An 18220-nucleotide genomic window follows, 5' to 3' on the forward strand; every position below is an offset into this window, starting at 1 on the left:
ACAGCAGCGACGTCATGCCTGGCGCAGCGCGGCCACCCGCTGGGCCAGCTTCTTCGCCGAGATGCCGGTGCGTGCGCCCAGTTCCTGGGCGAACAGCGAAACCCGCAGTTCCTCCAGGTCCCAGCGCAGCGCCTGCCATTGCGGACGATCACGCAGACCCTGCTGTTCACCCACCTCCAGTGCCTCCAGGAACGGATGCAGTTCCAGCATGCGCGCCTGGTCGCGTGGCGGGTCACGCTTGGCACGCTCGGTGCGCAGGATCATCGCCTTCAGGTAGCGCGGGTACTGCGCCAGCGCGTCGGCCGGCGTGTCGCGCAGGAAACCGGGATGGATCAGTCCGGCCAGCTGCGCTTCCATGTCGTCCAGGTTACCGCGCGCCCAGCCCATCAACGGCGCTTCCAGCATCGGCTTGAGCTCGGCCACCAACGCCAGGATGGACTCGGCCAGCTTCAACCGCTGCATGGCTTCGCCGAACAGCGCCTTGGCCGCATGCTCGCGGCGCTGCTCGAACGCCGCTGCATCGCGGATCTCCTGCAGGCCCTCGGCCAGCACCGCGTTCATCGCCGCGTCGACCAGGTCGCCACGCAGGCGCTCCTGCGATTCGATCGCGGCGTACAGCAACCCGGTCTTGGCACCCACCGGCAGCTGCTTGCGCGCCTGCTTGACCTTCTCGGCCAGGGCAATCTCCAGCAACCGGCGCACGCCCAGCGGATGGGCCTCCTGTGCCTGCTGGCGATCGGCGAAGATCCGCAGCGCCACGCTGTCACCCTCGTCCAGCAACGCCGGATAAGCCGGCACGCCGGCTTCGCCGGGTACCTGCAGCGGAATGGGCGTGGCCGGGAACGTGCGCAGGCCATCGGCTGCCATCTCGCGCCCGGCGCGTGCAGCAAACGCATCACCGGCACGGCCACCGAACTTCGCGCGAAGTGCGTCCAGGTCGCGCGACGTCGCCAGCACCTTGCCCTGCTCGTCGCGCAGGCGCAGGTTCATGTGCAGATGCGGCTCGATCGAACCCGGTTCGAAATCGAGCGCGCTCACCGTCGCGCCGGTCGCACGTGACAGGAAGCGCGCCAGCTCGCCGCTGATCGCATCGGCACTGGGCTGCGGGAACGCCTCGAAGAAGGCACGGCCGAAGTCCGGCGCCGGCACGTAGTTGCGGCGCATCGCCTTGGGCAGGCTGCGGATCAGCGCCGAGGCCTTGTCGGCAACGAAGCCCGGCGCCAGCCAGCCCAGCCGGGCCGGGTCGAGTGCGTTGAGCAGGTGCAGCGGCACCTCCAGGGTCACGCCGTCATCGTCGGCGCCCGGCTCGAAGCGGTAGTGCAGCGGCAACCGCGCCTGGCCCAGTGCCAGGTACTTCGGATACCGCTCCTGCTCGCTGCCCTCACCGGGCAGCAGATCGGCCAGGCTCCAGTGCAGGGTCTTGCGCTGCTCCGGCGGCAGTGCCTTCCACCAGCTGTCCAGGCCCGCCGCCGAATGGATCTGCGGCGGCACCCGGTCCAGGTACCAGCGCGCCTGCCAGTCCTCGTCGGCAACGATGCCGGCGCGGCGCAGCTTGGCTTCTTCCTCGCGTGCAACCTCCAGCACCTTCTGGTTGTCGGCCACGAAACCGGCACGGGTCGTGATCTCACCGGTTACCAGCGCCTGGCGCACGAAGATGTCATGCGCCTCGCCCGGCGCGATGCGACCGTAGTGCACCGGCTTCTTCGGTGCCAGCACCAGGCCGAACAGGCTGATCTGCTCGGAGGCCAGCACCTGGCCCTGCGCGCGCGACCAGTGCGGATCGAAATGCCTGCGCAGCAGCAGGTGCGGCAGTTCGGCGATCACCCAGTCCGGCTCGATCGCCGCCAGGGTCATGCCCCACACCTTCTGCGTGTCCAGCAGGTTGGCCACCAGCAGCCACGGTGGCGGCCGCTTGGACAGCGCCGAACCCGGGAATGGCAGGAAGCGGCGTTGCCGTGGCGCCTGGAAATCCCCCTTCTCGGTGCGGTGGCCGATCTGCGTGGGCAGGCCGGCCACCAGCGCCCGATGCAGGGTCTGGTAAGCCGCGGCGCGCACGCGTTCGCTGAAACCGCCTGCGGCCGGCGCCTGCTCCTTCTGCTCGCGCACGGCAACCGGTGCGGGGGCCGCCTCGGACTTGCCTTCGCGGGCCAGGCGTGCGGCACGGTGCAGCTGGCCACGGGTCGCCTTCACCGCCGCTGCATCATCACGCGCCACCGCCGGCGCACTGCTGCCGGCCAGCAACGGCGCCATCGAGGCCTCGTTGGCTTCTTCCTTCCAGCCCAGTTCCTCGCACAGCAGGCGCAGCTGGCGGTGCAGCTCGCGCCATTCGCGCATGCGCAGGAAGCCGAGGAAATGACGGCCACACCAGTCGCGCAGCTTGGACTGGGTCAGGTCCTCATGGGCCTGCCGATAGGCATCCCACAGGCGCAGCACGCCGACGAACTCGGAACGGCCATCGGCGAACTGCGCATGTGCGCTGTCGGCCGCGCCGCGTGCCTCGGCCGGGCGTTCGCGCGGGTCCTGGATGCCCAGGAACGAGGCGATCACCAGCATTGGCCGCAGGCAGCCGGCCGCCTGCGCGGCCACCAGCATGCGTGCCAGCTTCACGTCCACCGGCAGTCGCGCCATCTGCTTGCCGATCGCGGTCATGCGCCGCTCGGCATCGATCGCGCCCAGCTCGGTCAGCTGCTGCCAGCCATCGGCCACCGCGCGCTCGTCCGGCGCTTCCAGGAACGGGAAGTCCTCGATGCGGCCCAGGCCCAGCTGCAGCATGCGCAGGATCACCCCGGCCAGGCTGGAGCGGCGGATCTCCGGATCGGTGAATTCCGGCCGCGCCTGGAAGTCGGCCTCGGCATAAAGGCGATAGCAGATACCCTCGGCGATACGACCACAGCGGCCCTTGCGCTGGTTGGCGCTGGCCTGCGAGATCGGCTCGATATGCAGCCGGTCGAGCTTGTTGCGCGGGCTGTAGCGCTTGACGCGGGCAAAGCCGGGGTCGACCACGTAGCGGATGCGCGGCACGGTCAGCGAGGTTTCCGCCACGTTGGTGGCCAGCACGATGCGCCGGTTCGGCCCCGGATTGAATACCCGGTCCTGGTCCTGGTTGGACAGGCGCGCATACAGCGGCAGCACGTCGGTGTTGCGGTACTTGCGCCGTTCCAGCGACTGATGCGCATCGCGGATCTCGCGTTCGCCGGGCAGGAAGATCAGCACGTCGCCCCGCGAATCCAGGCGGGTAATCTCATCGATCGCCGACACGATGGCATCGTTGACGGTGCGCTCGCCTTCCTGCTCGCCCTCGCCTTCCAGCGCGCGGTAGCGCACTTCCACCGGATAGGTACGGCCTTCGACACTGATCACCGGCGCATTGTCGAAATGCTGCGCGAAGCGCTCCGTATCGATGGTGGCCGACGTGACGATCAGCTTCAGGTCCGGGCGCTTGCGCAGCAGCTGCTTGAGGTAGCCGAGCAGGAAGTCGATGTTGAGGCTGCGCTCATGCGCCTCGTCGACGATGATCGTGTCGTAGTTCGACAACCAGCGGTCGCTGGCGATTTCCGCCAGCAGGATGCCGTCGGTCATGAACTTGATGCGGCTCTCGTCGCTGACCTTGTCGTTGAAGCGCACCTGGTAGCCGACCAGCTGGCCCAGCTCGCTGTGCAGCTCCTGCGCGACACGGCTGGCCACCGCACGTGCGGCGATCCGTCGCGGCTGGGTGCAGCCGATCATGCCGGCCTGGCCGCGGCCTGCTGCCAGGCACAGTTTCGGCAGCTGGGTGGTCTTGCCCGAGCCGGTTTCACCGGCGATCACCACGACCTGGTGGTCGCGGATCAGCTCGATGATGGCGTCGGCTTCACGCGCAATCGGCAGCTGGGGGTCCAGAGTAATGGACGGCTGCTGCTGCGCCCGGACCTGCCGGCGCTGCATCGACGCCTGCAAGGCCTGCTCGAAGGTGGCGGCCAGCGCCGCATCCTGTGGCTTGGCCTGGCAACGCGAGAGCATCCCCAGCAAACGGCCCCGGTCACGGCTCATCGCGCCGTCAATGGCGGCGCGCTGTTGGCGCAGGCGGGTCTGCGGCATTTTGTCGATAGAGTTCATCAATCGTTTCGTTCAAAACTTTGAAAGCGACCAGTCTTCAAGACTGATTTATTGTGAAGGCCAACGATTCCACAAGGAGGAACCCCATGGCGAAGACCAAGAGCACGACCAAGGCCAAGACCGGCAAGCAGAAGCTTGCAGCGGCGGCACCGTCGGCGCCCAACATCGATATCGGGATCACCCAGGGCGACCGCAAGAAGATTGCCGACGGCCTGTCGCGCTTCCAGGCGGATGCGTTCACGCTCTACCTGAAGACGCACAACTTCCACTGGAATGTGACCGGGTCGATGTTCAACTCGCTGCACACCATGTTCGAGACGCAGTACACCGAGCAGTGGGCGGCACTGGACGACGTGGCCGAGCGCATCCGCGCACTGGGCTTCAATGCCCCGGGCTCCTACCGGGAATTCGCTGCGTTGACCTCGATCGCCGAGGAACCGGGCCTGACCGACAGTGCGGACTGGCGTGAAATGGTACGCCAGTTGGTGGTCGCCAACGAAGCGGTCTGCCGAACGGCGCGTGAAGTGCTGGATGTGGCCGCCAAGGGCGACGATGCCCCGACCGAGGATCTGATGACCCAGCGCCTGCAGACCCACGAGAAGTACGCCTGGATGCTGCGTTCGCTGCTCCAGTAAGGGTTGGGGGCTCGGCAGGGCTGCACCCTGCACCCGCAGGGGCAACCGCAACGGCAACGACCGGAGCAGAAGCGGGTTTCCTGTGGGGTGGCGGGATGGGTCCGGTTGCGGGAGCGTCAGCCGCATCCATGCGGCTGACGCTCCCGCAACCGGACCCACCCCGCCTTCGACAGTTTTCCGCGATCTGTCAGGACATGCCTTGGGGTCAGAGCCGTTTTCCGGAGGAGAACGGCTCTGACCCCATTCTGTTTGAAGTCTGGGGAAGAGCCCCCTGAGTCAGGGGGCGGCCGCGAAGCGGCGGGGGCTGGGAGCTGGTAAGTGGGGCCCGCGTTTCGCGCAGCGAAGCGTGGGAGCGGCAGCGCGCATGCGATGGCGCGTTCCCAGGGCGCAGCCCTGCCGAGACTCCCCCGCCGGGGTAAACTAGCCGGATGGCTTCCCGTCCCGCGCACGACCTGCTCCGCCGCGTCTTTGGTTACGACGATTTCCGTGGTCCCCAGCAGGACATCGTGGAGCATGTGGCTGCCGGTCACGATGCCCTGGTGCTGATGCCCACCGGCGGTGGCAAGTCGCTGTGCTACCAGGTGCCGGCACTGCTGCGTGACGGATGTGGCATCGTCATCTCGCCACTGATCGCGCTGATGCAGGACCAGGTTGAAGCACTGCGCCAGCTCGGCGTTCGGGCCGAGTACCTGAATTCGACCCTGGATGCCGAAACCGCCGGCCGCGTCGAGCGCGAACTGCTCGCCGGTGAGCTGGACATGCTCTATGTGGCTCCGGAGCGGCTGCTGACCGGGCGCTTCCTATCGCTGCTGTCGCGCAGCCGGATCGCCCTGTTCGCGATCGACGAGGCGCATTGCGTGTCGCAGTGGGGCCACGACTTCCGCCCCGAATACCGTCAGCTGACCGTGCTGCATGAGCGCTGGCCGCAGATTCCGCGGATCGCGCTGACCGCCACCGCCGACCCGCCGACCCAGCGCGAGATCGCCGAGCGCCTCGACCTGGAGCAGGCGCGCCACTTCGTCAGCTCCTTCGACCGCCCCAACATCCGCTACACCGTGGTGCAGAAGGACAACGCCCGCAAGCAGCTGACCGACTTCCTGCGCGGTCACCGTGGCGAGGCCGGCATCGTCTACTGCATGTCCCGGCGCAAGGTCGAGGAGACCGCCGAATTCCTCTGCGGCCAGGGCTTCAACGCCCTGCCCTACCACGCCGGCCTGCCGCCGGAAGTACGCGCCGGCAACCAGCGCCGCTTCCTGCGCGAGGACGGCATCGTGATGTGCGCCACCATCGCCTTCGGCATGGGCATCGACAAGCCGGACGTGCGTTTCGTCGCGCATACCGACCTGCCCAAGTCGATGGAAGGCTACTACCAGGAAACCGGGCGTGCCGGCCGCGATGGCGAAGCCGCCGAGGCCTGGCTGTGCTACGGCCTGGGCGACGTGGTGCTGCTCAAGCAGATGATCGAGCAGTCCGAAGCCGGCGAGGAACGCAAGCAGCTGGAACGGGCCAAGCTTGACCACCTGCTGGGCTACTGCGAATCCATGCAGTGCCGCCGCCAGGTGCTGCTGGCCGGCTTCGGTGAAACCTATCCCCGGCCCTGCGGCAACTGCGACAACTGCCTGACGCCGCCGGCATCGTGGGACGCCACCATTCCCGCGCAGAAGGCCCTGAGCTGCGTGTACCGCAGCGGCCAGCGTTTCGGCGTCGGCCACCTGATCGACATCCTGCGTGGCAGCGAGAACGAGAAGGTGAAGCAGCAGGGCCACGACAAGCTCAGCACCTATGCGATCGGTCGCGACCTGGATGCGCGGACCTGGCGTAGCGTGTTCCGCCAGCTGGTGGCGGCCAGCCTGCTGCAAGTGGACAGCGAGGGCCACGGCGGCCTGCGCCTGACCGATGCCAGCCGCGATGTGCTGACCGGCCGACGCCAGATCAGCATGCGCCGCGACCCCGCCAGCGGCGGTAGCGGCCGCGAGCGCAGCGCACAGCGCACCGGCCTGTCGGTGCTGCCGCAGGACCTGGCCCTGTTCAACGCCCTGCGCGGCCTGCGCGCCGAACTGGCCCGCGAGCAGAACGTACCGGCCTTCGTGATCTTCCACGACAGCACCCTGCGCAACATCGCCGAGCAGCGACCGACCAGCCTGGACGAGCTCGCCCGGGTCGGCGGTATCGGCGGCACCAAGTTGAGTCGCTACGGCCCGCGCCTGGTCGAGATCGTGCGCGAGGAAGGCTGAAACGGCCCTGTAGCGCCGAGCCCACGCTCGGCTGCCGTCCACGCACACGCCGCCGGCCATGGGCCCGGCTCCCCCCTGGTGCTGCTCCAATCTTGAACGCGCCATTCAGCCGGAAGTGCATCCGGCCCCGCTTGCGGCTAGATTGACGCCATGTCCCTGGCCTCGACCCTGCTCCGCGTCGTGCTCATGCTCAGCCTGTTGCTCAACGGGCTGAACGCGGCCATGGCCAGCGGCCATGAAGAGATGGGCCGGATGACCCATGCCATGACCACCGCGATGGACAGCGGCACGGCCGACTGCCACCACCACGCCGGCCCGCAGGCCGACGCGGCCCCGCAGGCCAAGGCCCCCGCGCACGACGCCCACTGCCAGATCAAGGACTGCGTCCGCAGCTGCGCGCAGCACCCGTTGCTGGGCGTGCAGCCGCTGCCGGTCATGACCGGGCCGGCGCTGTCGCTGGCACCGCAGCCGATGCCGGCCAACGGGCGCCCGGCACCGCCGCTGCCGCCGATCTCACGCCCTCCCATCGGCTGATTCCATACGCACCGTGCGCCCTGCGCACCGTAGCCGGCCACCGGCCGGCGTACTTCCGTGTCTGGAGTCACCCTCATGAATACCCGTATCTCCCCCGGCCCGGGCGCCCTGCCCATGCCGTCGCGCCGCCTGTTCGTGCAAGGCCTGGCCGCCGGTGGCGTGGTCGCCGGCATCGCCGCCGCCGGCCTGCCACAGCGTGCGCTGGCCGCCGCCGGCCCCCGCCTGGCCGGCGCGCCGGCCGTGCTCAGCGATACCCGCGTCGAACTGGCCATCGGCGAATCGCTGGCCAATTTCACCGGCCGCACCCGCCCGGCGATCACCGTCAACGGCTCGCTGCCGGCGCCGATCCTGCGCTGGCGCGAAGGCCAGACCGTGGACCTGTTCGTGCGCAACACGCTGCAGCGCCACCCGACCTCGATCCATTGGCACGGCATCTTGCTGCCCGCCAACATGGACGGCGTGCCCGGCCTCAGCTTCAACGGCATCGGCCCCGGCGAGACCTACCACTACCACTTCCAGCTCAAGCAGTCAGGCACGTACTGGTACCACAGCCACTCGATGTTCCAGGAGCAGGCCGGCCTGTACGGCGCGCTGATCATCGACCCGGCCGAGCCGGCACCGTACCGGCACGACCGCGAGCACGTGATCCTGCTGTCGGACTGGACCGACATGGACCCGGGCGCGCTGTTCCGGCGCATGAAGAAGCTCGCCGAGCACGACAACTACTACAAGCGCACCCTGCCGGACTTCCTGCGGGACGTGAAGCGCGATGGCTGGTCGGAAGCGCTGTCCGACCGTGGCATGTGGGGGCGGATGCGGATGACCCCGACCGACATCTCCGACATCAACGCACACACCTACACCTACCTGATCAACGGTACCGCGCCGGCCGGCAACTGGACCGGCCTGTTCCGCAGTGGCGAAAAGGTGCTGCTGCGTTTCATCAATGGCGCGTCGATGACCTATTTCGACGTGCGCATTCCCGGCCTGAAGATGACCGTGGTCGCGGCCGACGGCCAGTACATCCACCCGGTCAGCATCGATGAATTCCGCATCGCCCCGGCCGAGACCTACGACGTGCTGGTAGAGCCCAGCGGACAGGATGCCTACACGGTGTTCTGCCAGGACATGGGCCGCACCGGCTACGCGGCCGGCACGCTGGCGGTACGTCATGGCCTGCAGGCTCCCCTTCCGGCCCGCGATCCGCGTCCGCTGCTGACCATGAGCGACATGGGCCATGACATGGGCGGTGGCCATGCGGGCCACGACATGGCCGCGATGAAGAGCATGGAAGGTGGCTGCGGCGCCAGCATGGACCACGCAGGGCATGCTGGCGGCACCGCCAGCAAGGCACCGAAGCACCCCGCCAGCGAGCGCAACAACCCGCTGGTCGACATGCAGAGTTCGGCCACCGAACCGAAACTGGACGACCCCGGTATCGGCCTGCGGGACAATGGCCGCCAGGTACTGACCTACGGCGCCATGCACAGCCTGTTCGAGGATCCGGATGGGCGCGAGCCGAGCCGCGAGATCGAGCTGCACCTGACCGGCCACATGGAGAAGTTCTCCTGGTCGTTCGACGGTGTTCCATTCGCCAGCGCCGAACCGCTGCGGCTGAACTATGGCGAGCGCATGCGCATCGTGCTGGTCAACGACACCATGATGCAGCACCCGATCCACCTGCACGGCGTGTGGAGCGATCTGGAAAACGCACAAGGCCAATTCCAGCTGCGCAAGCACACCATCGACATGCCGCCGGGCACCCGCCGCAGCTACCGCGTGCGTGCCGACGCACTTGGCCGCTGGGCCTACCACTGCCATCTGCTGTACCACATGGAAGCAGGCATGATGCGCGAAGTGAGGATCGAAGAATGAGCCGCTCCCTTCTTTCCCCGGGTCTGCTGGCACTGGGCCTTGCCGCCGCGTTGCCGGCCTTCGCGCAAACGCACGCGGGCCACGGCATGGACACCCCGCACTCCCCGGTCCAACCGGCGCAGGCGCCGGTCGATCATTCGAAGATGGACCATTCGAAGATGGATCACTCGACGATGGACCATTCAAAGATGGATCACTCGACGATGGATCATGGCGCAGCCGAACCGGCCGCGATGGACCACGCCGCAATGGGCCATGCAATGCCGCCCCCGACCGAACCACGTGAGCCGATCCCGGTCCCCACCGATGCCGACCGCGCCGCCGCGTTCCCACCGATCGCCCACGGCGCGATGGAACACGCGCCGGAGATCAACAGCCTGCTGCTGATCGATCGCCTCGAGCACTGGGACGGCAAGAGCAGCAATGGCCAGGCCTGGGAGGCAACCGGCTGGATCGGCGGCAACATCAACCGCCTGTGGTTGCGCACCGATGGCGAACGCAGCCGTGGCCGCACCCAGTCGTCGTCGCTGGAAGCGCTGTATGGCCGCAGCGTGTCACCGTGGTGGGACGTGCTGGTCGGCGTGCGCCAGGATTTCCGGCCCGCCGACTCGCGTACCTGGGCCGCCATCGGCATCCAGGGCCTGGCGCCGTACAAGTTTGAAAGCTCGGCCACGCTGTACATGGGCTCCGGCGGCCAGGTGCTGGCCAAGGCCGAGGTCGAGTACGACGTACTGCTGACCAACCGCCTGATCCTGCAGCCACTGCTGGAAGCCACCGTGGCAGCCCGGGACGAGCCGGAGTACGGCATCGGCCGCGGCCTCAACAAGGTCGAGGCCGGGCTGCGCCTGCGCTATGAGTTCAGTCGCCGCTTCGCGCCGTACATCGGCATCAGCCACGAACGCAGCTTCGGCGATGCTGCCGACTACGCCGGCGACCACGCACGCGACACGCGCTGGGTGGCTGGCGTGCGCATGTGGTTCTGAGCAGCGGAACCTGCGCATTGGCCGGCCCCGGCAGCGACCGGGGCCGGCTACACTGCGCCACGTTCCGTTGCAGGCTCCGCCATGTCACTGCAGATCCGCCGTGCCACCCCCGCCGATGTTGAAGCGCTGTCGGCCATCGCCATCGCCACCTACACCGAGACCTGGGGCGACTCGTATCCGCCGCAGGACCTGCACGACTTCCTGCAGGCGCACTACAGCAGCGAACCGCAGCGCATCGAGCTGTCCGACCCGCGCAGTGCGATCTGGTTGCTGATGGAGGGCGACCACGTGGTCGGCTACCTGGCGGCCGGCGCCAACACGCTGCCGCATGCGGACGCCGTGGAGGGCGACATCGAACTGAAGCGGCTGTACATCCTGGCCGCCCACCAGAACGGCGGGTACGGCGCACGCCTGATGGACGCGTTCATGGCATGGCTTGACCAGCCACGCCGCCGTACCCTGTGGGTGGGGGTGTGGGAGGAAAACTTCGGCGCGCAACGCTTCTATGCGCGATACGGCTGCCAGAAGGCCGGCGAGTATGACTTCATCGTCGGCGACAGCCGTGACCGCGAGTTCATCCTGCGCCGGCCCTGATCTTCTTCAGAAATCGAACAGCTCCGACAGGAAACTGTCCTTCTTCTTTTTCCTGTAGCCCTGGCCGCGGTTGTCCTCGTAGCGCTGGCCGAGGTGGCGGGTATCGCGATGCATCACCGGCGGTGGCGCGGAGGCCGGCGGCGGCGGTGCAGGCGCGTGCGGCGCCGGTGCCGTACCCGAACCGGCACGCTCGATGATCTTGTCCAGCTCGCCTCGGTCCAGCCACACGCCCCGACAGCCCGGGCAGTAGTCGATCTCGATGCCATGGCGTTCGGCCATCTGCAGGGTCTGGGTCTTGCACACGGGGCACAGCATCGGCATTGCTCCTGTCGGTCCGGCCACGACTCTACCTGCTCCGCGATGACTGTGCGGCAACGCATGACCGATGGCACAGGGACTTCCGGCGCGTGTCCGCCTGCATGCCGCGCAGCACACTGCGCGCTCGTCCCGCCGGGAGTGTGAACATGACGCTGTTGTCCCGCCTGCCCAACCCCGTCCGCGTGTTGCTGGTGCTGCTGGGCGTCGGCCTCGGCCTGAATCTGCGCGATCTGGCCGCAGCCGCGGGCGCACCGATTCCTGCCCTGCCCATCCCCTATGGTGGCAGCCTGCTCGACAACGCGCTGGCCGTGCTGGTGGCCGTGCTGCTGGCGTCGCTGCTGCGGCCGCGCGGGGTGGGCCTGCTGGCCAGCCTGGGGCTGCGTGGCAGCGGCTGGGCCGGCCCGCTGTGGGTGCTGGTGGCCAGCCTGGCCTGCTGGCTGGGCCTGGCCGCGCTCGGTACCCCCAACACAGCCCTGACCGCCCTCGATGCCACGATGCTGGGCGTGCTGTTCCCGCTGGCCGAGGAAGTGCTGTTCCGTGGCCTCGGCTTCGTGCTGCTGGTGAAGATCGTGCGCGGCCCATGGCCGCTGCTTGCGCTGCCGCAGGCCCTGTTGTTCGGCATGGTGCATTGGCTCGGTTTCGGCGGTTTCGACGGCGGCGGCATCGCCCTGTTCGTCGGCGCGGTGATCGCGCTGGGCGGCTTCATCTTCGCCTGGCTCGACCACCTGGACGGCGATACGCTGTGGTGCGGCCTGGTCCTGCACATTTCGATGAACCTGGCCTGGAACGCGTTCCGCCTCGACGACGCGGTCGCACTCGGCTGGCAGGCCACCGGCCTGCGCATCGGCACCGCGCTGCTGGCGGTCGCGGTACTGGCGTGGCACGTCCGCCGCCGGCGCGGCAACCGGCTGTAACGCCCACTTAGCCCGGCGTGCACGCCGGGCTCACTACTGCCTTGCGCATACTTGCGCGCCTTCCGCTCCCCCCAGTTGTCCGGAGTTGCCGCGTCATGTTGCTGTCCAAGCGCTTTGTGGAACCGCGCGTCCTGCTGATCGAGGACGCCGAGGAAACCCAGGAACTCAGTCGCCTCGCACTGGAAAGCCAAGCCTGCCAGGTCACCGCGGTCAGCAGCGCCGAGGCCGCACTGGGCCTGCTCAATGCCGGCGAGCCCTTCGACCTGCTGTTCACCGATGTCTGCCTGGGCGGCATCAGCGGCATCGAAACCGCCAACCGCGTACGCGAACACCTGCCACAGCTGCCGATCCTGGTCACCTCCGGCATGGACCAGCACCGCGTGCTGCCGCAACTGCGTGCCGGCATCCATTTCCTGCCCAAGCCCTACAGCATGAGCGAACTGCTCGACGCCATCCGCCTGTGCTTCCGCCATGCGGCCGATGCCGCGTTGATGCCGCCACCGGCCGTCAACGCGGCCTGAGCAGGCTCAACCGCTGCTGTACGGGCCGGTGCCCGGGAGCACCTTCAGCAGCGCCCGGGTGATCATGTCCGGGTACACCGTGAAATGGTCCTCGTCGTCGATCACCATCGTCTCGACGGTCAACGGATGCCCACTGCGGCGCAGCTGCTCGGCGAATTCGGCATTGTGGCGCAGCATGTCATTGCGGGTGAAGTAGCGCGGTTCCGGCTTGACCGTTTCGAAGCTGCCGACCGACAGCAGCACGGTTGTCGGCTGCGACGGCGCCTTGGCCTCGGCCTGCAGCCGTGGCACCAGGTGGTTGTCGAACCACAGCGACGGGCTGGACAGGATGTAGGTCCGGAACATGTCCGGGCGCGTGGTCAGCACGTAGGCACCGAACAGGCCGCCATAGGAATGCCCGGCATAGGCGCGCCGCGCCGGATCGGTGCGGTAGCGCGTGTCGATCATCGGCAGCACCCGCTCGGCGAGGAAATCGCGGTAGTGCGCGGCACCGCCGTAGCTGACGTCATCGCTGTAGTCACGCGGATCGCTGCGCACCGGATTGCTGGGCGTGTAGTCACGCGAGCGGCTCTGCTTCGAGGTCAGGCCTTCCTGCGGCGGCAGCCCGACCAGGATGAAGTCCTCGATGTTGACGCCCTTCTGGCCGACCATGTTGCGCACGCTGCGCACCAGCGGGAAGCTGTACAGGGCATCGGTCACGTACAGCACCGGATAGTGCTTTTCCGGATGCGCTGCATAGTCGGCCGGCAGCGCCACCCAGACCGGGTAGTCGCGGCCGACAGGGTCGTGGACACGCAGGGCCTCGGTATCCGGCAGCACCACGCCGGGCGCCGCGGTTGCGGCCCCCGGTTGGGTTTCACTCTGGGTCGCCGGCGGCGCCACTGACATCGCGCACCCGGCCAGGGCCACGCAGGCCGCCACACTCCATCCACGCACACGCAGCATCCACACTCTCCCATTGCGGGCGGCGCGCCCGGATGGCGGCCGCTGACGCATCCTCACACGCTGCGCGGCGGTGCGCCACGCCGACGGTCAGGGCGTGGCCGGCGGCGGCGCCGGGAACAGCGTGCGCAACGCCTGCAATGCAGCGGGGTGATAGATCGTGGCATGGGTTTCCTCCGGCAGCGGCAGGTACTTCACCAGCGGTGACGGCGCTGCCTGCTGCAGCAACGCAGCGAGGCGCGCCGTGGACTCGGCCAGCTCCGGCTGCCCGCTGCTGGCCAGGAATACGTGCGGCTGCGCGCGCGTCACCGCCGGCAGCTGCTTGGCCGCGCCTGCCAGCAGGGTGCCGCGGTTCCACCACAGGCTCGGGTCCAGCGCGATGTAGCTGTTGAACAGCGTCGGCTCCTGCAGCAGCGTTTCGACCACGAACAGGCCTGCCAGCGATTCGCCGATCAGCGCGCGCTCGTCGGTGGTCGGGTAACGCTGGCGCACCTGCGGCATCAGCTCATCGCGCAGGAAGGTGCGGTAAGCCGCCGAGCCGCCGATGCGCGGCGCGATCTTCTGGTCCTGCGGGTCGCTGCTGGGGCCGGTCATGTCGCGGCGGCGCTCGGTGTTCTCGATGCCGACCAGCAGGAACGGCCGCATGCTGCCATTGCCGGTCAACACCTGCACCAACCCCGCCACATGCAGGAAATCCTCGCCGATGCCACCATCGGCCATATACAGCACCGGCAACGGGGCCTTCGGATCCAGGCCCCAGGGCTGCGGGCGGTAGACATTGATGCGACGGGTTTCACCCAGTGCCTTCGACTGTACGGTAAAGGTCTCGCCGATCACCAGCGGCGTCGCCGGCGCCGTCTGTGCGGACGGCACCGGTTCGGCGGCCATCAACGGCGCGGCAGAGACCACGGACAACAACAACGACAGCACGACCGTACGCATGGGGCGACCCATCTTGGGAAAACGCTGAGCATATCGTCACGCCCCAGCGCCCGGATGGGGCGCACCGCATCACGGCCACGTCATGGCGCTGCACACCCCTGCCGGATGCTCGATTTCACCCGTTGCCTGCTGGATCTTCCCTGCCCCAACCGGCGACGCGGGGCGTGCGCAGCGCTATGCTCGGTCGGGCCGCCCTATGGCGGCCCACCCGATACCTGACAAGGAGGTTCCAATGTTGAGTGCATTCGTTGCCCTTGCTGTTGCCGCAGCAGCCCCGCAGGCCCATGCCGGGCAAGCCGCCTCCGCATCGTATGCGGACTGCCTGCTGGACCACCTCCAGCCCGGCCTGTCCGATCACGCAGTGCAGCTGGTGCAGCAGGCCTGCGCCTCGAAGTATCCGGAGAGCTTCGTCGCATCGGTGGAGCTGGAGCGCAGGATGAGCGCGCAACGCCGGGCCGACTTCGACGCGGAACGTGCGGCGATCGAGCGCTCGGCGAACGCCGCAGCATCCGCTGCGCAGGCAGCCGCCGACGCCGCCGCGAAAGGCGCGCGGGCGAAGTAGAGGCTGGCAGCGGAAAAGCCAGAAAGGCACCGCGTGGCGGTGCCTTTCTGGATGACCTGTTTGCCAGAGCCAGATGGATTCCAGCGTGACTGGTCGCAGGATCTGCCAGCTTCTCGCGAATGCTATAGGCGGCTGGGTGCCTTCGGAGCAATTCAATAGCCCGCGCATCTGTCAGCGGTGCGCTCACAGGACGCACTCTTCACCAACGTCCAAGGTGACGGCGTAATCGGTACTGCCCGAAAAAACCCCGCCATCCTTGTGAGCCACCAGCGCCTCTTTCAAATCATCCAGGATCGCCTGTTTGTTCGTCCTAAGCGCCGATGGCAAACCATAGCTACCGTTAAGGAAGGCCAAGCGCCAATGGGACCATCCGGGTTCTCCTGGCCGCCCCCTCCCATCCAGCAGATCCAAACGGATCGTTAGCGGGGTACCTCTCCAGTAAAACGTCCAATAGCTCTCGTGGCGAAACTCCTCTTCCCGCCCGTACCCCAGGTTGCGCAGGTAAATGTCCCGCTCGCGGTCAATGGTCCAGTCTCGAGATTCATTCCCGCCTATGAATTTCGCATCAAGCTCGGCCAAGTGATATTTGGCTGCATCTTCCGGTGGGATGTACTCGTTGACGAACGGCATCATGAGCTCCGTGAAAGCGCTTGGGAGCTGCACAGGACTATGCTGGCAGCGGCGAAAGGCAGTCGAAGCCAATGCCATGGATCTTCGGTGAAATGCCTTGTCACTACAGGGTACGCAGAAGATCCCCCAAGCCTCGCCACCTCCCTCGGGCTATCAGCGTCAACTTGACGAGCCAGATCTCCCAATGCCTCCCGGCTCTGATGGGCAGCAGGGTTCCGATGAAGTCGCTCGATTGCCTGTGCTGAGGTCAATGGCGCGCTCACAGCACGCACTCCTCCGAGAAATCGAGAACTACTGCGTAATCCGTTTTGACCGAAAACACTCCATCATCCTTGTAGGCAATCAGGGCTTCCTTGAGGTCGTCAACGATTGTTTGTTGATGCCGCTTCAGGGCTCCCGGGAGTCCATTGCTTCCGTTGAGGTAAGCCAAGCGCCAGTGGCAGCCCCCAGGCTCACCCGGTCTACCCCAAGCATCCAGCAAATCGAGCCGCAGCGTCAGTTCTTCCCCTTTCCAGAAGAACGTCCAGTAGGTGCGGTAGCGGAACTCCTCGTCACTGTCCCTCCCGATGCTTCGCAGATAGATATCGCGCTCGCGATCAATGGTCCAATCACGCGCCCCAGTCCCCCAACTGAACTTTTCATCAATCTCAGCCAGACGGTATCTGGCCACATCATCTGGCGAGATGTACTCGTTGACGAATGGCATCATGCGTTCCATGAAAGCGCTTGGGAACTGCAAAGGACTATACCGGCAGCGGCGGGAGGCAATCGAAGCCAACGCCATAGGTCTTCGGTGAAATACCTTGCCATTGCAGGGTTCACAGAAAATCACCCCAAGCCTCACCACCTCGCGCATTGCGGACAGCGACACCCTGACGAGCCCAATGCGTCACAGATGCCCGAGTCAACGTCACAACAGAGGGCACGACGCTTCTTATCGGGCAGGATGTCTGTCCTTCGCTGCCCGCCAGATGGTCTTTACAGATGAATTCAGTATCCCGGCCGAATCAGGAACCATCTCGGCCTCATGATACCCCTCACAACTCCGCGACTATGTAAGGACGGGGTGCGATCAGAATCTCGCTGCGCTCGCCGCAAGAACCGTATCGATTGGATGATCAATTGCGGAACGTGCCGCATGCACCCAGGCACCGAGGCAGGCACCAAACGCAAAAGGCACCGGATACCGGTGCCTTTGAAATGACGTAAGTCATTGAGTGCAATGGTGGGCCGTGTAGGATTCGAACCTACGACCAAAAGATTAAAAGTCTTCTGCTCTACCGACTGAGCTAACGGCCCATTGCACTGCCCCGGCCTTTCGGCGGGGTGGGCATTCTACCCTACTTTGCCGGGCCGGGTGAAACCCCGGCGTATGGATGGTGCCGGCCAGCGGCCGGCACTACCCCGATCTGGGCAGTCTGCCTAAACCTTTCGGGCCACCGCTGCATCTCATCTGCGATTCTTCCCCGGAACTGTAGATGCGCCTGCCCTTCAGCCTGTTTGCCGCCCTGCTGCTGCCCTGTGCGGCGCTGGCCGCGCCACCCCAGGTCGTCATCGACGACATCGACCGCTTCTGGTCCACCTACGATGCGGTCCGCGCGGAGCCCGATGCTGCGCGGCGGGCGGCCCTGGTCCAGCAGCGCTACATCGATCAGGGCAGTGCCGGCCTGCATGCCTTGATGCAGGTCCGCAACTACACCGCCAGCGAGTACGCCGAGGCGATGCGCGCGTGGCCGCGCTTCTGGACCTCGGTGCGGCCGTTGACCGCCAATGCCCGCACCGCCAGCGCCACGCTGGAACGTGATCTGGCCGCGTTCCGCCAGCTGTACCCTGCGCTACGCCCGGCCTCCATCACCTATGCGGTGGGCATACTGCGCACCGGCGGCACCACGCTGGGCGACAAGGTGCTGATCGGCGCGGAGATGGCACTGGGCGACGAACGCGTGGATGTCAGCGAGCTGCCTGAGCCGATGCGCAGCCGTCTGCGGATCTTCTACGACAGCCGGCCAGGTGCGAACAACGCGCAGAACAACCTGCATGAGTACGTGCATACCCAGCAGCACGAGACCACCGGCAGCCTGGCCCAGTACGTGCTGCGCGAAGGCGTGGCCGAGTACGTGGCCGAGCGCATCAGCGGGCGCCGCCCGGCATTGCCCTTCTATGCCTACGGTGCGCGCCACGAGGCGGAGATCCGCGCGCGTTTCATTGCCGGGATGGACGGCGATGACCTGGGCGACTGGCTGTACAACAGTTCGCGCAATGCCTTCGGGGTGAGTGATGTGGGCTACTACGCCGGCTATCGCATCGCGCAGGAATACATGCGCCAGCAGCCGGACGAGAAGGCGGCGATCGCACGGATGATCGAGCTGGACTACACCGATCCCGCCGTGGTGCGGGCCTTCATCCAGGCATCAGGGTGGTTGCAGCAGCAGTAGCTGCCG

General features: G+C 67.0%; 16 protein-coding genes and 1 tRNA gene. 10 read left to right on the top strand and 7 right to left on the bottom strand.

Annotation, left to right across the window (positions count from 1 at the left end; genetic code table 11):
- Window positions 1–12: 12 nt before the first annotated feature.
- Window positions 13–4095: an ATP-dependent RNA helicase HrpA gene (gene hrpA, locus Q0P60_RS06320; protein WP_294989844.1), complete on the bottom strand. Its 4083-nt coding sequence runs from the start codon at window positions 4093–4095 to the stop codon at window positions 13–15.
- An 86-nt stretch (window positions 4096–4181) separates the two neighbouring features.
- On the opposite strand from hrpA, the gene Q0P60_RS06325 reads away from it, so the two are divergent.
- The 6 genes from Q0P60_RS06325 to Q0P60_RS06350 all read left to right on the top strand — a co-directional run bounded on the left by Q0P60_RS06325 (window position 4182) and on the right by Q0P60_RS06350 (window position 10950).
- Entirely contained in the window at window positions 4182–4730 is a 549-nt protein-coding gene (locus Q0P60_RS06325; protein ID WP_006439098.1) for a Dps family protein, read from the top strand.
- 428 nt (window positions 4731–5158) lie between these two features.
- Window positions 5159–6964 (top strand): DNA helicase RecQ, encoded by a 1806-nt coding sequence (gene recQ / locus Q0P60_RS06330; RefSeq protein ID WP_294989849.1) that lies wholly within the window; start codon window positions 5159–5161, stop codon window positions 6962–6964.
- 150 nt (window positions 6965–7114) lie between these two features.
- Window positions 7115–7498, top strand: a complete 384-nt coding sequence (locus Q0P60_RS06335; protein ID WP_294989852.1) for a CopL family metal-binding regulatory protein — start codon at window positions 7115–7117, stop codon at window positions 7496–7498.
- Between the two features lie 75 nt (window positions 7499–7573).
- Complete coding sequence (locus Q0P60_RS06340) at window positions 7574–9373, top strand: copper resistance system multicopper oxidase (RefSeq protein WP_294989855.1); 1800 nt, start codon at window positions 7574–7576, stop codon at window positions 9371–9373.
- The gene (locus Q0P60_RS06345; RefSeq protein ID WP_294989857.1) at window positions 9370–10356 is read left to right on the top strand and encodes a copper resistance protein B; all 987 of its coding nucleotides are present in this window, start codon (window positions 9370–9372) and stop codon (window positions 10354–10356) included. Before Q0P60_RS06340 ends, Q0P60_RS06345 begins: the two co-directional genes overlap by 4 nt.
- Window positions 10357–10437: 81 nt before the next feature.
- Complete coding sequence (locus tag Q0P60_RS06350) at window positions 10438–10950, top strand: GNAT family N-acetyltransferase (protein ID WP_294989860.1); 513 nt, start codon at window positions 10438–10440, stop codon at window positions 10948–10950.
- A gap of 6 nt (window positions 10951–10956) precedes the next feature.
- Here the strand turns inward: Q0P60_RS06350 and Q0P60_RS06355 are convergent, their stop codons facing one another.
- Window positions 10957–11265, bottom strand: a complete 309-nt coding sequence (locus Q0P60_RS06355) for a zf-TFIIB domain-containing protein (RefSeq protein WP_294989861.1) — start codon at window positions 11263–11265, stop codon at window positions 10957–10959.
- A gap of 149 nt (window positions 11266–11414) precedes the next feature.
- On the opposite strand from Q0P60_RS06355, the gene Q0P60_RS06360 reads away from it, so the two are divergent.
- Both Q0P60_RS06360 and Q0P60_RS06365 read left to right on the top strand, forming a co-directional pair.
- Window positions 11415–12182 carry a CPBP family glutamic-type intramembrane protease gene (locus Q0P60_RS06360; RefSeq protein ID WP_294989864.1) on the top strand — a complete coding sequence of 256 codons (768 nt, stop codon included), beginning with the start codon at window positions 11415–11417 and terminating at the stop codon, window positions 12180–12182.
- Window positions 12183–12277: 95 nt separating this feature from the next.
- A complete protein-coding gene (locus tag Q0P60_RS06365; protein ID WP_294989867.1) occupies window positions 12278–12703 on the top strand; it encodes a response regulator in 426 nt (141 codons plus the stop codon).
- A gap of 6 nt (window positions 12704–12709) precedes the next feature.
- Here the strand turns inward: Q0P60_RS06365 and Q0P60_RS06370 are convergent, their stop codons facing one another.
- Window positions 12710–13648 (bottom strand): alpha/beta hydrolase-fold protein, encoded by a 939-nt coding sequence (locus tag Q0P60_RS06370; protein ID WP_294989870.1) that lies wholly within the window; start codon window positions 13646–13648, stop codon window positions 12710–12712.
- Window positions 13649–13735: 87 nt separating this feature from the next.
- Window positions 13736–14587, bottom strand: a complete 852-nt coding sequence (locus tag Q0P60_RS06375; protein ID WP_294989872.1) for an alpha/beta hydrolase-fold protein — start codon at window positions 14585–14587, stop codon at window positions 13736–13738.
- 232 nt (window positions 14588–14819) lie between these two features.
- Here Q0P60_RS06375 and Q0P60_RS06380 point away from each other — a divergent pair, with 232 nt between their 5' ends.
- Window positions 14820–15149, top strand: coding sequence for a hypothetical protein (locus Q0P60_RS06380; protein ID WP_294989874.1), 330 nt, complete (start codon window positions 14820–14822; stop codon window positions 15147–15149).
- A gap of 183 nt (window positions 15150–15332) precedes the next feature.
- Here the strand turns inward: Q0P60_RS06380 and Q0P60_RS06385 are convergent, their stop codons facing one another.
- From Q0P60_RS06385 to Q0P60_RS06395, 3 genes are all read right to left on the bottom strand, one after another.
- A complete protein-coding gene (locus Q0P60_RS06385; protein ID WP_294989876.1) occupies window positions 15333–15779 on the bottom strand; it encodes a hypothetical protein in 447 nt (148 codons plus the stop codon).
- A 259-nt stretch (window positions 15780–16038) separates the two neighbouring features.
- Window positions 16039–16485: a hypothetical protein gene (locus tag Q0P60_RS06390; protein WP_294989878.1), complete on the bottom strand. Its 447-nt coding sequence runs from the start codon at window positions 16483–16485 to the stop codon at window positions 16039–16041.
- Between the two features lie 517 nt (window positions 16486–17002).
- A tRNA-Lys gene (locus Q0P60_RS06395) sits at window positions 17003–17078 on the bottom strand.
- Between the two features lie 179 nt (window positions 17079–17257).
- Here Q0P60_RS06395 and Q0P60_RS06400 point away from each other — a divergent pair.
- Window positions 17258–18214 carry a DUF2268 domain-containing putative Zn-dependent protease gene (locus Q0P60_RS06400; protein ID WP_294989880.1) on the top strand — a complete coding sequence of 319 codons (957 nt, stop codon included), beginning with the start codon at window positions 17258–17260 and terminating at the stop codon, window positions 18212–18214.
- The last annotated feature ends 6 nt before the right edge of the window (window positions 18215–18220 follow it).

Origin of the sequence: uncultured Stenotrophomonas sp. (genome assembly GCF_945952405.1) — a bacterium.
GTDB lineage: Bacteria > Pseudomonadota > Gammaproteobacteria > Xanthomonadales > Xanthomonadaceae > Stenotrophomonas.